Here is a 16313-nt window from a genome sequence, read left to right as displayed (position 1 = left end):
GCTTCCCATACTTTTTAATATGAAAATACAGAAAGTTTTTTATGTTTTGATTTTAGCCATTGTCCTTTCGTGTGGGGGGTCAGATACTCCCGTGCCTGCGCCACCTACACCTAATCCGCCAACCGCTCCTAAAACGTATACTGATTCTGAAATTCTTGAAATGGTGCAAAAAGATGCGCTGAAGTATTTCTGGGATTTTGCAGAATCTAACTCCAAACTGGCTCGGGAAAGATATCACACCGATGAACCAGGCGCTGATGCATCGACCATTAGCACCGGTGCTTCAGGCTTTGGAATGATGACTTTGCTTGTCGGAATTAAGAATGGCTACATCCCCCGTGCAGAAGCTGTCTCAAGGCTTACAGCTGCCCTTAATTTCCTGTACAAAGCAGAACGTTTTCATGGAGCGTGGCCGCATTGGATTGATGGCAATTCCGGAAAAGCGAAACCATTCAGCACTTTCGATAATGGTGGCGATTTGGTTGAAACCGCTTTTCTAGCACAGGGATTGATTTGTGTGAGGGAGTATTTTAAAAATTCAACGGATTCAGGTGAAAAAACTCTTTCCAAAAAAGCAGACGACCTCTGGAAAGACATAGAATGGAGCTGGTACACACAAGGGCAAAATGTTCTGTATTGGCACTGGTCACCGGATTACAACTTCCAAATGAATCATAAACTTCAGGGTTACGATGAGACTTTGATTACTTATGTTCTGGCGGCAGCTTCGCCAAATTATTCTATTAATAAATCCGTTTACACTGAAGGTTGGCTACGTAATGGTACGATAAAAAGCTTTTCATCACAATATGGAATTCCGGTAGTGGTTAATCATAACGGAGCTTCCGGAACGGTGGGACCTTTGTTCTTTTCTCATTATTCATTTTTAGGTTTGGATCCTCGTGGGCTTTCAGATGAATATGTTAATTATGGGGATGTGACCGTTAACCATACTAAAATTCAATATCACTATGCTGTTGCAAATCCGAAAAACTGGCTAGGTTACAATTCAAAAAACTGGGGCTTAACCGCGAGTTACAGCAGAAACGTTGATGGTTCAACAGGTTATTCTGCGCATCAGCCTCTAAATGACCTGGGTGTGATTTCACCTACTGCAGCGATTTCTAGTTTGCCTTATACGCCGGCAGAATCGATGAATTACCTGCGCTTCCTTTACAATGAAAACTATTCCAGATACATTGGAGTTGCGGGTCCTTATGATGCCTACTCAATTCATTATAATTGGGTTACGCCTAGGTATTTGGGCATAGATCAGGGTACTATTTCACCAATGATTGAGAACTATAAATCAGCATTTCTCTGGAATTTATTTATGAACGCTCCCGATGTGAAAGATGGACTTTTGAAATTAGGTTTCCATTCTTCGCGTTATGGGTTTTAAAATCTACGGAATGAAAAAAATAAAAGCAGCAATTCTCCTTTCAGCAATACTGTTGACTTCGTGTAAAAGCGCATCTTCCACGCAGAAGAATGCATCTACAGTCTCAAAAAATATTACAGATGTTCAGTTAATGGACCGTGTTCAGCGAGACGCACTGAAATATTTCTGGGATTTTGCAGAACCAAATTCACTCATGGGGCGTGAGCGGTATCATGAAGACTTTTATCCAAAAAATGATGCAAATGTCGTAACCACTGGTGGTTCAGGATTTGGCTTGATGACTATTTTAGTCGGTATAGAAAGGGGATTTATCCCAAGAAAAGAAGCAGTAAAAAGACTCTCGCACATCGCAGATTTCTTGGCAAAAGCCGATCGACATCACGGTGCGTGGCCGCATTGGCTTAATGGTGAAACGGGAAAAACTGTAAACTTCGGAAACAAAGACAGCGGCGGCGATATTGTGGAAACCGCGTTTCTCACGCAGGGACTGATGGTGGTCCGGGAATATTTTAAAAACGGAAATGCAGAAGAAAAAGCTCTCGCCGAAAAAATGGACAAGCTCTGGAAAGGCGTGGAGTGGAACTGGTACACAAAAGGCGGCGAAAAAGTTCTATATTGGCACTGGTCGCCCATCGATGGCTGGCTTATGAACCACAAAATTCAGGGTTACGATGAGACGTTAATCACATATATCTTGGCCGCATCTTCTCCAACTTATCCCATCGACGCGGAGACTTACTATCAGGGGTTTACCAGAAACGGCGGATATCTCACCAGCAACACCAAATATGGACTTCCGCTGATTGTAAAACATAATGGCGCCGAGGAATATGGCGGTCCGATGTTTTGGGAGCATTATTCTTACCTGGCGCTCGATCCCAACGGACTTTCCGACCGGTACATCAAGAATTATTTTGACCTCACCCGCAATCATGCGCTCATTCAGTACAGGTACAGTGTTGAAAATCCTAAAAAATTCAAAGGTTATGGTGAAAATTACTGGGGACTTACGGCGAGCTATACCCGCAATCCTGACGGAAGTGTAGGTTACCGTGCCCACAATCCGAAGGAGGACAACGGGGTTATTGCCCCCACCGCGGCGATCAGCTCTATGCCGTATACCCCGAAAGAATCTCTGAATGTACTGAGGTTTTTATACACTCAAAAGCCCCAGTTCATAGGTTCCGCAGGGCCTTATGATGCGACTTCCGTGCATTTTGACAATTGGTTTACGCCACGCTATTTGGCCATTGACCAGGGAACAATTGCTCCGATGATCGAGAATTACCGCACCGGACTGCTATGGAAGCTCTTCATGAACGCCCCCGAGATAAAGGCCGGCTTAAAAAAACTGGATTTTAAATCCACAAAATATAATTTAAAATAATTTTTAGAGCTGCTTCCCGCTGTATCTGCTGCTCCGCAAAAGGATGCTGCTGCAATGGGGGCTAATGATCACGAACATCCTAAGTTTAAACCCTTTAAATAAATGAAAATATTCAAAATGGTGCTGCTTTCCTGTACAATTGCTGCTGGACATGTAGTGTTTGCTCAGGAAATCAAAGCTGAATTCAAAAAAGAGATTAAGGAAGTTCAGCAGATTTCATATATCCTTGATTTTCCACAAGGTGCAAAAGGAAATGTGCCGCTCATCGTATTTCTCCACGGTTCCGGCGAGCGCGGAAATGATCTGGAAAAAGTAAAAGCCCATAGCCCTTTCACTTATAAGAAGTTAATAAAAGAACCGGTAGCAATTCTGGCTCCTCAATGCCCTGAGAACGTTTGGTGGGACACGGAAGCGGTTTATAGTTTGATCAAAGAAATTCAGTCAAAATATAAAATTGATGCATCCAGAATTTATCTTACCGGGCTTTCCATGGGCGGCTGGGGCACGTGGAAACTCGCCAACGAGCATCCCGAAATGTTTGCAGCTGTAGCTCCAATCTGCGCACCTTCCGACCGATGGATGCGAGCGACCATTAACCGTTATAAAGGGCTTCCAATAAAGATTTTCCATGGTGGAAATGATGATATTGTAAATCCATTGAATTCCATCGAGATATATCAGGCATTAAAAAAAGTAAATCCGGATGTTTCGCTTACCATTTTCCCAGATGATAACCATAACTCTTGGGACTCCACTTATTCAGATCCATTATTTTATGAATGGATGCTGAAACAGAAAAAAAACAATCAAAACATAACAAAATAGAATTATGAAGAAGATCGCAATTATCGCGCTTGCAGCGCTCTCCACTAATGGTTTTGCACAAAAAAAGAAAGCAGTTGTCTCACCGGCAATTCATTCTGAAATCGTTAACCAGCCGGTTCAGAGTTATCAGAATAACGAATATAATACTAAAAGAAAATCCTTCGTTGATGCGCTTCTTGCCAAAATGACTTTGGATGAAAAGATTGGTCAGCTCAACCTTCCAAGTGCCGGAGACTTCACTACCGGACAGGCACAAAGTTCAGATATCGGCAAAAAGATTGAACAGGGACTTGTTGGCGGGCTTTTCAATATCAAAGGTGCTGAAAAAATCCGCGCCGTACAGAAAGTCGCAGTAGAAAAATCACGTCTGAAAATTCCTCTGATCTTCGGTATGGACGTCATCCATGGTTATGAAACAACATTCCCAATCCCGTTGGGACTTGCAGCTTCATGGGATATGAATTTGGTACAGCAATCCGCCCGAATTGCTGCTCGTGAGGCCGCTTCAGATGGTATTAACTGGACTTTTTCGCCAATGGTTGATATTTCGCGCGAACCGCGTTGGGGACGTGTTTCTGAAGGCGCTGGTGAAGATCCCTATCTCGGAAGTCAAATTGCTAGAGCCATGGTTTATGGGTATCAGGGAAAAAATTTGGCGGACAAGAACACGATTTTGGCCTGTGTAAAACACTTTGCGCTTTATGGCGCTCCTGAAGGCGGCCTCGATTACAACACAGTGGATATGAGCCATACCAGGATGTTCAATGAATATTTTGCGCCCTACAAAGCAGCTGTGGATGCCGGAGTAGCATCGGTGATGGCGTCATTCAATGAAGTGGACGGAATTCCAGCCACCGGTAACAAATGGCTAATGGACGATGTACTTCGCAAGAAATGGGGCTTTAACGGATTTATTGTGACCGATTATACAGGTATCAATGAAATGATTGATCACGGAATGGGTGATCTTCAGCACGTCTCAGCGCTTGCGATGAATGCAGGTATCGATATGGATATGGTGGGCGAAGGTTTCCTGAAAACTTTAAAGCAGTCCGTAAGCGAAGGAAAAGTTTCAGAAGCGCAGATTACTCAGGCGGCCAGAAGAATTCTTGAAGCCAAATATGATCTGGGATTGTTCGAAGACCCTTACCGCTACGGCAGCGCCAATGATGCTCAAAAAGAAGTTTTCAATGCGTCAAATCGTGCAGTAGCTAGAAATGTAGCTGCACAGTCTATGGTTTTACTTAAAAATGACAAAAATATTCTTCCATTAAAGCAAAAAGGAACCATTGCATTGATTGGTCCGCTGGTAGATAACTCCGTAAACATGGCAGGAACCTGGTCTGTTGCAACCAAACACGGTTCTGCTGTAACACTCTTAAAAGGACTTCAGGAAAGCGTCGGCAAAAATGTTAAAATTCTGACTGCCAAAGGTGCAAACGTTGAGGATAACAAGGTATTGGAAGATGTGTATGCAGCCCATGGAAAGGTTGTTGACCGCGATTCACGTGAACCTTCATTGATGATAAAAGAAGCTTTAAATGTCGCTGAACAGGCTGATGTTGTGGTTTTGGCAATCGGTGAAAGTGCTGAAATGAGCGGTGAATCTTCTTCCCGTGCTAATATTGATATTCCGGCATCGCAGGTTCGTTTGCTGAACGAACTGAAGAAAACCGGCAAACCAATCGTTGTCGTGCTCCTGACTGGGCGTCCGCTTACCTTAACAAATATCAAAGATACCTCCGAAGCCATTATAAATGCGTGGTTTCCGGGAACTGAAGCTGGATATGCCGTAGCAGATATTCTTTTTGGAAAAGTAAATCCTTCGGGTAAACTTCCTATGACTTTCCCGAGAAGTGTTGGACAGATTCCTATATATTATAACCGTAAAAATACAGGCCGCCCGCTTGATGCAGCTCTAACTGATAAATGTGAATATCAGCGTTTCCGATCAAATTATATGGATGAGTGTAACACGCCGCTTTATCCTTTCGGCTACGGGTTGAGCTATACTAAATTTGAATATTCCGAATTGACGGTTTCAAAAACCAATCCAACCGGTAACCAAAGCATTCAGGCTTCTGTAAACGTAAAAAATACCGGCAATTATGACGGTGCAGAAGTAGTGCAGCTGTATATCCGCGATCTGGTGGGTAGCAACACGAGGCCGATAAAGGAACTGAAAGGCTTCCAAAAAATATTCCTGAAAAAAGGAGAAAGCAAACAAGTTTCTTTCAATATCACTCCGGACGACTTGAAGTTTTACGATAATAATTTAAAATACGATTGGGAAGCCGGTGATTTCGATATTATGATAGGAACAAGTTCCGCCGATGTGAAAACTGCACGGATTAACTGGAGCAAATAAATTATTAAATTCTATTGCTGAAAGCCACTTTTTAAGAGTGGCTTTTTGTGTTTATATAAGCATGTGTTTAATAAAAGATAAAACCTATAGCTACCCAGGTTGTAGTATAGTTGTATTATAGTTTATACCGACTAGATTCACCAACGGACCTCCTTTCATTAAAGGTTTCAGTAATCACGGAGAACTGACTTTCAAAGTCTTTCTTTTTTTCGTATTTTTGTGCATCGCAAAAGTAAAATCGAAAGAATGAATTCATATAAAAACCCATTGGAAGAACGCTATTCCAGTGAGGAAATGCTCTTCAATTTCTCACCCAACAATAAATTCCGTACCTGGAGGAAACTTTGGATTACCCTTGCCGAAATCGAAAAGGATTTAGGTTTGGAGATTTCTGATGAGCAGATTCAGGAGCTTAAAGCCAATGCTGAAAACATTGATTATGATAAGGCCGCGGAATATGAGAAGAAGTTCCGGCACGATGTGATGGCTCACGTTCATACTTATGGCGATGTGGCACCTTCCGCAAAAGGAATCATTCATTTGGGCGCAACTTCGGCTTTCGTAGGTGATAATACAGATCTGATTCAGATTCGCGACGGGCTTTTAATTCTCCGCAAACAGTTGGTGAACGTCATTAAAGGTCTTTCCGATTTTGCTCTGAAATATAAAGATTTGCCCACCTTAGGATTCACTCATTATCAGCCTGCGCAACTGACGACCGTTGGAAAAAGAGCAACTTTGTGGCTGCAGTCCTTGATTTTAGACTTTGAAGAACTTGAATTTTTTCTTGAAACCTTGAGATTCAGAGGAGTAAAAGGAACCACGGGAACTGCCGCGAGCTTTTTGGAGTTGTTCAATGGCGATTATTCCAAAGTGAAACATTTGGACAAAGAACTTTCCGCCAGATTTGGTTTTGAGAAAGTGTTCGGTGTTTCCGGACAAACTTACGACCGTAAAATCGATGCGAAAGTAGTTTCCCTCCTTTCAAATATCGCACAGTCAGCACACAAGTTCACCAACGATTTACGGCTTTTGCAGAATTTAAAGGAAATTGAGGAACCTTTCGAAAAAAATCAAATCGGTTCATCCGCAATGGCTTACAAAAGAAATCCGATGCGTTCTGAAAGAATCGGTGCGTTGGCAAAATATGTGATGTCGCTGTCCTCCAGTTCCGCAATGGTAGCTGCAACACAGTGGTTTGAAAGGACCCTGGACGATTCTGCGAACAAACGCCTTACGATTCCTCAGGCATTTTTGGCGGTTGATGCTGTTTTGCTGATCTGGAACAATATCATGAACGGCATCGTGGTGTACGAAAACCGCATCCATAAACACATTATGGAGGAACTTCCGTTTATGGCGACCGAATACATCATTATGGAAGAAGTGAAAGCCGGTGGCGACCGCCAGGAAATCCATGAAACCATTCGCGTTCACTCTATGGAAGCCAGCAAAAAAGTGAAAATAGAAGGAAAGGAAAACGATCTGATTGAAAGAATTATGAACGATCCTTCCCTGAAAATGGACAAATCCAAAATCGCAGAAGTGCTAGATCCAAAAAACTTCATCGGTTTCGCGCCCATCCAAACTGAAGAATTCATTAAAAACGAAGTTCAGCCCATCCTGGATAAATATTCCCACGAAATCGGCCTGGAAGCGGATCTGAAAGTGTAAAATCTTTAGATGCAGGCTACTTCGTCTGCATTTTTTAATAATGTGAAGTTAGAAATTAGAAGTTAGAAATTGCTTACGCATTGAAAACTCTAACTTCTAAAATCTAACCTCTAACTTCTAAAAATTGAAAATGAACAAAAGAATTTTCGTAGAAAAAAGAGGAGTTTTCGATGTTGAAAGTCCAAAAGTTTTTAATGAAATCAAAAATATCGTTCCGGGAATTCAGAACGTTAAAGTTTACAACGTTTATGATATTTTCGGGCTGAGTGATGATGAGTATTCAAAAGTCGTACACAACACTTTTGTAGATCCTGTCACTGATATTCTGCACGAAAACAATCCTGCTGAAAACCTTCATTTTGCGACAGAATTTCTTCCTGGGCAATACGACCAAAGAGCTGATTCAGCACAGCAGTGTATTGTTTTGCTGACGGAGAATAATAATTCCCAGGTTAGAAGCGGCAAACTTATTGAGCTTTTTGGCGTTACAGAAAATGATTTGGTTAAAATCAAAGATTTGCTCATCAACAAGGTGGAATCCCAGGAAAAAAATCTCACCAAACTGCAAATTCCGGCCGAAGAAACCCCGGATCCGGTAAAAACACACGATGGTTTCATCCATTTTACGACTCCACAGCTTCAGGATTTTTACAGTCAGCACGGCTTTGCCTTCGGTTTTGACGACCTGGAATTTATTCAGAATTATTTTAAATCTGAAAACCGCAATCCAACCGAAACAGAACTCAAAGTTCTGGATACGTATTGGAGCGACCATTGTCGTCACACCACATTTGAGACGGAACTCACAGATATTCAGTTTGAAGGAAAGTTTAAGGACACTTTAGACCAAATTTTCAGTGATTATCTGGAAAAAAGAAAATTCCTCGGACGCGAAGCCAAACCGATTTCTTTAATGGATTTGGCGACGGTTTGCGCAAGGTATTTCCATAAAACCGGAAAACTGGAGAACCTCGTTGTTTCTGATGAAATCAATGCCTGCACGATTGAAATCGAGGCAGAATTTGACGGGAAAAAAGAGCCTTGGTATTTGCTTTTCAAGAACGAAACACACAATCACCCTACGGAAATTGAGCCTTTTGGCGGTGCTTCCACATGCCTGGGCGGTGCGATACGCGATCCTTTGTCGGGAAGAGCGTTTGTGTTCCAGGCGATGCGTTTAACTGGCGCTGCTGATGTCCTGGAACCGGTTTCCGAAACTTTGCCGGGGAAACTTCCGCAAAGAACGATTACCAAACAGGCCGCAAACGGCTATTCTTCCTACGGAAACCAGATTGGACTGGCCACGACCCACGTCTCAGAAATTTACGATGAAGGGTATAAGGCCAAAAGAATGGAGGTTGGTTTTGTCGCCGGTGCGGTCCCGAAAAATTGGGTTCGTCGCGAGAAACCGGCAGTGGGCGATGTCGTGATTGTGCTGGGTGGAGCAACAGGACGTGACGGTGTGGGTGGCGCCACCGGAAGTTCGAAAGAGCAGGATGAAACGTCGATTCATACGCTTTCGACCGAGGTTCAGAAAGGAAATGCGGTGGAAGAACGCAAAATTCAAAGGCTTTTCCGAAATCCGGAAGTGACCACTTTAATTAAAAAATCCAACGATTTTGGCGCGGGAGGAGTTTCCGTGGCGATTGGTGAAATTGCTGATTCGCTGGAAATTAACCTCGATGTTTTGCCTTTGAAATATGATGGCTTGAACGGAACTGAACTCGCTATTTCCGAATCCCAGGAAAGAATGGCGGTCGTGATTGAGGAAAAAGATAAAGAAAAATTCATCCGCTTCTGCGAACAGGAAAACATCCAAGCTGTTGAAATTGCGAAAGTTACAGACAGCGGAAGGATGCAGATGTTCTGGAACGGACAGAAAATAGTGGATCTGAGCCGTAATTTCCTCGATACGAGCGGTTGTAGTAAGAAACAGCATGCAAAGGTGAACCATTTACAGGAAATTGCGTCAGAAAACATCAATTTCAACGAGGAAAATTTCCTTAAAATTTTAGCCGGTAAAAATGTTGCTTCGCAAAAAGGCTTAGTGGAAATGTTTGATTCCACGGTGGGCGGAACGACGGTTGCAATGCCTTTTGGCGGAAAATATCAGTTGACCGGAACTGAGGGAAGCGTGCAGACTTTGCCCGTTTTGAACGCTGAAAATGTTGAGACCGTTTCGTTTGCAAGTTGGGGGTTTGATGCTGAAATTTCCCAGCAGAATTCTCTGGTGGGCGCAAGTTTGGCCGTTGTGGAAAGCGTGGCGAAAATTGTGGCCTTGGGCGGAAATTTCAGAAATATCCGTTTGAGTTTCCAGGAATATTTTGAAAAACTGGGCTCGAATCCTGAGAAATGGGGCAAACCTCTGGCCTCGTTGCTCGGCGCATATGATGCACAGATGAATTTTGGCCTTGCCGCGATTGGTGGTAAAGATTCTATGTCGGGGACGTATCAGGACATTAATGTGCCACCAACTTTGATTTCCTTCGCGTGTGCCAACGGTGAAAAATCAACGGTAATTTCTCCGGAATTTAAAGAAGCGGGGAATTTCATCTATCATTTCAGAAATGAATTTAACGAAAGTGGTTTACCGAATTATGAAAGGCTGATTTCTGTTTTTGATTTAATTCACGAAAATATAAAGTCGAAGAAAGTAGTTTCTGTAAAGACGGTTAAAGACGGTGGAGTTGCGGTTGCGGTTGCCAAAATGACTTTCGGAAATAAACTGGGTGCTGAAATTTCTGTTGATGAAAAACTGCTCTTAGATAAAAATATCGGCGGCCTCATTATTGAATCCACAGAAAAAATTGACGACAGTTTACTTCAATATATCGGTGAAGTTAAAAATCAAAACATATTGGTAATCAACAATTTTGAATTTGAAATCGAAAAATTAATTCAGGTAAATTACCATACGTTTGAAGAACTTTTTCCAACCAAAGAAAAAGAAAAAATTGTGGTTGAAATTGATGAAAAACTGAACTCAACCGAACCTAGAAATATCTTCCTCAAAAAGCATAACATCGCAAAACCCCGCGTTTTTGTGCCTGCTTTTCCGGGAACGAACTGCGAGTACGAAACCCAAAATGCATTCCGGAAAGAAGGTGCGGATGTTCACAGTTTGCCACTTTTGAATCTGAATAATGACCTGCTCAACAAAAGTATCGACAATTGGGTGAAAGAAATTCAGCAGTCCCAGATTCTGGTTTTTTCCGGTGGATTTTCAGCGGGCGACGAACCGGACGGTTCTGCGAAATTCATTGTCAATGTTCTGAAAAACCAAAAAATGAAAGACGCCGTTCACGAACTTTTGGCGCGCGACGGGATGATCCTCGGGATCTGCAACGGTTTCCAGGCTTTGGTTAAATCAGGACTATTGCCATACGGTGAAATCCGTGATTTGGATGAAAATTCGCCAACTTTGGCTCACAATGCCATAGGAAGACATATTTCTCAAATGGTGAATGTAAAAGTGGCCAATGACGATTCTCCTTGGTTGAAAGGAACAAAAGGCCAGCTTTTTACCATTCCCATTTCACATGGGGAAGGCCGTTTTATGGCGTCGGAAGAAGTGTTGACCAAACTTTACAAAAACGGACAGATTGCAACGCAGTATGTAGATTTTGACGGAAATATCGCTCACGGAATGCCTTTCAATCCAAATAATTCCCTTTTCGGAATTGAAGGAATTACTTCACTTGACGGAAAAATTTATGGCAGAATGGGGCACCCGGAAAGATTTACAGAAGGTTTGCTGAAAAATATCCCGACCGCGAATTATCATAATATTTTCCGGAACGGAGTGGAGTATTTTAAATAGATTCTTGCCGCGAGTGCAATAGGCTTATTATATTCGCGGCAAATTTTAATTCAGTCTAGAAAAGATATTTAGGATAAACCAAAAAGCCGACAATAACGGCCAAAATTGCCATCAGCGTTACTGCTCCCGCCGATATATCTTTGATGAATTTTATCCGCTCATCGAATTCCGGATGAACAAAATCGCAAATTTTCTCGATGGCAGTGTTCAGAATTTCGGTGCTCATTACGCCAAAGCAAACGATGAAGATGAGGGCGGTATCGGTGGAATTTAATTCGAGAAAAACAATTAGAAAAAGATTAATGATCAGGGCCAGAATGTGAAACTGAAAATTCCGTTCAGAACTTATCATACCGGTAATTCCCCTAATGGCATTACCAAAACTTTTATGAAGCGGCGGTTTTCTCATCAGTACAAAGATAAAAGAAAAAACATTTTTTCTGCTTCAGGCAAAAGCGCAGTTTTTCGTTTTCCATTTTCAATGATTTTTGTTAATAACTCTCGGTTTATATTTTCTCTTTTCTGCTTCTATTTCATATATTTGTAAAAATTATAAAGTTTTATGAAATTTATTGTTTCGAGTGGTGAATTGTGGAAGGCGCTGCAAACGGTCAGCGGAGTAATTTCAAGTTCACAGTCCAGGCCAATTCTTGAAAACTATCTTTTCGAATTAAATGAAAACAATCTTAAAATTACGGCTTCCGACGGTGAAACCACTCTGGTGACAACTGTGGAAGTGAAATCTGATGATACGGGAAAAATTGCAGTTCCTGCAAAAACCATCCAGGATTTAATAAAGACTTTTGGCGATCATCCGCTCACACTTTCTGTGAAAGAAAACGCAGAAGGAAGCGGCAGTGTTCTTGAAATTTTAGATGAAAAAGATAACTTCGTTTGCGCACTCGACAATGCGGAAGATTATCCTGAACTTCCCGAATTTGATGCGGCCCAAAGCGTGAAAATTCCCGCTGGCATTCTTTCAGAAGCTCTAAACAATACGCTTTTCGCAACTTCAAACGACTCACTTCGGCCGGTGATGACGGGCGTTTTGTTCCAGTTTGGCGAGGAAGAAACCAATTTCGTTTCTACAGACTCCCACAGACTGGTGGTTTACAAGAGAAAAGACCTGATTTCCGAACCGATGGAATTCATCATGCCGAAGAAACCTTTAAGTATTTTCAAAAATATCCTTGCAAATTCGGGTGACGAAGTAACCATCGAGTTTAACGAGAATATGGCGAAATTCACTTTCGGAAACAACATCTGGATTTGCCGTTTAATCGATGGCAAGTACCCAAATTATTCCGCAGTTATACCAAAGGAAAATCCTAACGTCCTGACGATTAACAGAAATCTTCTTCTTAACGCGATCAGAAGGGCTTCCATCATGTCTAATAAATCCACCAATCAGGTCCGTTTCAAGCTTTCGGGCAACATTCTGCACTTACACGCCGAAGACACTGAATATGCAAACAAGGCCGATATGCAGATTCCTTGCGACTATAATGGTGACGACATCAACATCGGATTCAGCTCAAAATTCCTTACGGAGATGCTTTCCGTCATTGGCGCCGACGATATCACCATGAAAATGTCCCAGCCAAACCGCCCGGGAATTGTGGAACCGGTTGACGGACTCGAGGAAAACGAACACCTGCTGATGCTTTCTATGCCGGTTATCGGAATGTAGAAAACAATTGTAAAACAGAACAGAGGTTTGAGATTTCAAGCCTCTTTTTATTTTTAGGAGCAGAAGGTTTTCACTTTCGTTTCACGGAACAGCCGGCTTTCCGTTCCAATCTTTTTCTTGCTGCGCAACAAAAAGGATTTCCACTGCAATCCGGACTAGAAGAACTTTCCAACATTTTTAAACTAAAAAAACTATAACACTTGTGTCATAAAAATAGTTACACATTGTGTCCTTCGTGTAATCTTCGTGTCTCTGTGGTTAAAAAATATTCAAGAAATCAGTGCAATCCGCCCAATCTGCGAGAGAAAATAAATCACACAGATTACACAGATTTACACAGATTATTTATCGTCAATTTTTTATTATGTAGAAGCTGTGCAAGAAAGAATCAGCGCAATCCGTATTATTCGCGGGAGAAAAAACGCACACTTCCGAAGCTATTATATTCCAAGTTTTAAATTTGTGTAAATCTGTGAAATCCGTGTGTAAAAAAATCAGCGCAATTCCCATAATCTGCCGGAGAAAAACACACATTCAAAAAATTCCGCATTTATTCAAAAATCCCGATATTTGCACCTTATCCGGAAGCGCGGGAAATTCACATCTCAAACTTCAAATAGAAATTAATTTTAGAATGAAAATCTCAAATAACTGGCTGAAAGATTTTATCTCAACCGACCTTAAAACCGAAAAAATTGGCGAGTACCTTACCGACATTGGTCTGGAGGTGGAAGGCATCGAGAAATTTGAAAATATTCGCGGCGGCTTGGAAGGCGTAGTTGTAGGAAAAGTTTTAACGTGCGAAAAACATCCAAATGCTGACAAACTGAAAAAAACAACCGTGGATGTCGGCAGCGGTACCATCCTCGAAATCGTTTGCGGCGCACCAAATGTGGAGGCGGGACAGACGGTTCCAGTGGCAACAGTCGGAACAAAAATTTATGCCAAAGACGGCAGTTTTTTCGAGATCAAAGAAGCTAAAATCCGCGGCGAGAAGTCCCAGGGAATGATCTGTGCTGAAGATGAGTTGGGACTGAGCGACGACCACGGCGGAATTATGATCCTGGATGAGGAAAAATATAAAATCGGGACTGATTTTGCAGAATATTTTGATATCGTAAGTGATGATGTTTACGAAATCGGCCTTACACCCAACCGTACCGATGCGATGTCGCACTACGGTGTAGCACGGGATCTGCACGCTTTCCTTTCATCAAACGGTTTGAAATCCGATTTTGAAAAAGCTGTTTCGCAACCTTTGAAAACTGAAGGTAATACAGATTTCCAACTGGAAGTTGAGGACAGCGAACTTTGCCCAAGATATATCGGCGCAGTGATTGAAAACGTGACAGTGGAAGACTCTCCCGGATGGCTGCAGAACCGTCTGCAGGCAATAGGTTTGAGTCCGGTTAATAATGTGGTTGATATTACCAACTACATCCTTCACGGTTTCGGCCAGCCTATGCACGCCTTCGATGCTGATAAAATTGCAGGCAGAAAATTAAAAGTCGGCTTAAATGCTCCGGGAACAAGATTTAAAACGCTTGATGGTGCTGAGCGTACACTGAACGGTTCCGAAATTATGATCAAAGACGGCGATGACAATCCGATGTGCATTGCGGGGGTTTTTGGTGGTGAAAATTCAGGAGTCTCTGCCGAAACGACAACTGTGTTTTTAGAAAGTGCCTACTTCAATCCGGTATCCGTAAGAAAAGGTGCGAAGTTCCATGGGTTGAATACGGATGCATCGTTCCGTTTTGAGAGAGGTGTTGATCCGAACAATACAAGAACGGCAATTACTTACGCTATCAAAATGATTGAGGACATTACTGGAGGCCAAATGGTGGGTTCGCTTTTAGAACATTACCCAAATAAGATTGATGGCCATTATGTGGTGCTGAGATATTCGATGCTGGACCAGATTTTAGGTATAAAGATTCATCGGGAGAAAGTAAAAGAAATTTTAAGATCGCTTGATATTCAAATTCTAAATGAAATTCCAAACGGTCTGGAGCTGTCCGTGCCAACATTCAAAGCGGATGTCACACGGGAAATCGACGTTATTGAGGAAATTTTGCGGATTTATGGCTACAATAAAGTTGATGCGCCGCAAAAAATCTCGTTTACACCGGTAAAATTAAATTTGGATGATCAGGATGAACTTGAAAACTTGTGGGCGAGGACTTTGCAGGCCAATGGCTTCAATGAGGTGATGAATAACTCTCTGACGTCCGTGAAAGATGATACAAATGCGGTAAAATTGCTGAATCCGTTGAGTGGCGATCTGGCTTTTATGCGGAAATCTTTAATGGAAGGGCTGCTGGAAAATGCCATCTACAACATCAATCGGAAAACTCCGGACATCAAATTTTTTGAACTTGGAAAAATATACCATAAAAAAGACAAGTACGAAGAAAGAAAACAGCTAGCAATTTTAGTAACAGGAAGAGATAAAGCTGAAAACTGGCTTCAGCCAAAATCTGCCACGGATTTTTATTATTTAAAAGGTTATGTTCAGCTACTTTTAAGCAGATTGAACCTTGAAATTGAGGAAAAAGCATCTGCTGATGAAAGATTTTCTGATGCCGTCGAACTGGTTGCAGAAGGAAAAACTTTAGCGAGACTTGGAAAAGTTTCTGCACAAATGCTGAAAGATTTCGATACAGACCAGGAATGTTTCTATGCAGAAATCGAGCTGGAAGCCGCACAGCAGCTTCGTAAAAAAGACAATTTCAAGTTTGTGGATATTCCGAAATTCAACAAAATCAGAAGAGATTTGGCAATGCTTTTGGATAAAAGTGTTTCTTACAGCGACTTATATAAAGTAGCCCGAAAAAATCCTTCAAAATACTTGAAAAATATCAATCTTTTCGATGTTTACGAAGGCAAAAACCTTCCGGAAGGAAAAAAATCCTATGCGATGAGTTTCGAACTTTTAAATGAAGAAAAAACTTTGGAAGAAAAAGAAATTGCTGAAGTGATGAATTCACTGATCAAATCTTTCACCAAAGAATTCAACGCTGAATTACGTGGTTAAGAAGCATTCTAAAATTTAAATAATGTTAAAAGTGTTCCGCTTGGAGCACTTTTTTTGTCTCTGCCGGCGATAATCTGGGAAGTTTTCTTAAATTTGGTTTCATATACAAA

At 41.8% G+C, this 16313-nt stretch carries 9 protein-coding genes; 8 read left to right on the top strand and 1 reads right to left on the bottom strand.

Going from position 1 to position 16313, the window contains the following annotated elements; translation table 11 throughout:
• The first annotated feature begins 19 nt into the window (after window positions 1–19).
• The 6 genes from CKV81_RS03790 to CKV81_RS03765 all read left to right on the top strand — a co-directional run bounded on the left by CKV81_RS03790 (window position 20) and on the right by CKV81_RS03765 (window position 11476).
• Window positions 20–1402: a glucoamylase family protein gene (locus tag CKV81_RS03790; RefSeq protein WP_095070540.1), complete on the top strand. Its 1383-nt coding sequence runs from the start codon at window positions 20–22 to the stop codon at window positions 1400–1402.
• Between the two features lie 10 nt (window positions 1403–1412).
• On the top strand, window positions 1413–2789 hold the full coding sequence (locus CKV81_RS03785; protein WP_095074212.1) for a glucoamylase family protein: 1377 nt from the start codon (window positions 1413–1415) through the stop codon (window positions 2787–2789).
• Window positions 2790–2891: 102 nt separating this feature from the next.
• Entirely contained in the window at window positions 2892–3614 is a 723-nt protein-coding gene (locus tag CKV81_RS03780; RefSeq protein WP_095070538.1) for a carboxylesterase family protein, read from the top strand.
• Window positions 3615–3618: 4 nt separating this feature from the next.
• Window positions 3619–5982 carry a beta-glucosidase BglX gene (gene bglX, locus CKV81_RS03775; RefSeq protein WP_095070536.1) on the top strand — a complete coding sequence of 788 codons (2364 nt, stop codon included), beginning with the start codon at window positions 3619–3621 and terminating at the stop codon, window positions 5980–5982.
• A gap of 246 nt (window positions 5983–6228) precedes the next feature.
• Window positions 6229–7656 (top strand): adenylosuccinate lyase, encoded by a 1428-nt coding sequence (gene purB, locus CKV81_RS03770; RefSeq protein WP_095070535.1) that lies wholly within the window; start codon window positions 6229–6231, stop codon window positions 7654–7656.
• A gap of 130 nt (window positions 7657–7786) precedes the next feature.
• Entirely contained in the window at window positions 7787–11476 is a 3690-nt protein-coding gene (locus tag CKV81_RS03765) for a phosphoribosylformylglycinamidine synthase (protein WP_095070534.1), read from the top strand.
• Window positions 11477–11531: 55 nt separating this feature from the next.
• Here the strand turns inward: CKV81_RS03765 and CKV81_RS03760 are convergent, their stop codons facing one another.
• Window positions 11532–11885 carry a diacylglycerol kinase family protein gene (locus tag CKV81_RS03760; RefSeq protein ID WP_095070533.1) on the bottom strand — a complete coding sequence of 118 codons (354 nt, stop codon included), beginning with the start codon at window positions 11883–11885 and terminating at the stop codon, window positions 11532–11534.
• A 153-nt stretch (window positions 11886–12038) separates the two neighbouring features.
• On the opposite strand from CKV81_RS03760, the gene dnaN reads away from it, so the two are divergent.
• Together dnaN and pheT are read left to right on the top strand one after the other, a co-directional pair.
• Entirely contained in the window at window positions 12039–13166 is a 1128-nt protein-coding gene (gene dnaN, locus CKV81_RS03755) for a DNA polymerase III subunit beta (protein ID WP_095070532.1), read from the top strand.
• 634 nt (window positions 13167–13800) lie between these two features.
• On the top strand, window positions 13801–16203 hold the full coding sequence (gene pheT / locus CKV81_RS03750) for a phenylalanine--tRNA ligase subunit beta (RefSeq protein ID WP_095074209.1): 2403 nt from the start codon (window positions 13801–13803) through the stop codon (window positions 16201–16203).
• The last annotated feature ends 110 nt before the right edge of the window (window positions 16204–16313 follow it).

Source organism: Chryseobacterium taklimakanense (assembly GCF_900187185.1).
In the GTDB taxonomy this organism is placed as follows: Bacteria; Bacteroidota; Bacteroidia; order Flavobacteriales; family Weeksellaceae; genus Planobacterium; species Planobacterium taklimakanense.
Note: the sequence above shows the minus strand (reverse complement) of the source record. Positions and strands in the feature narration are given on the sequence as shown.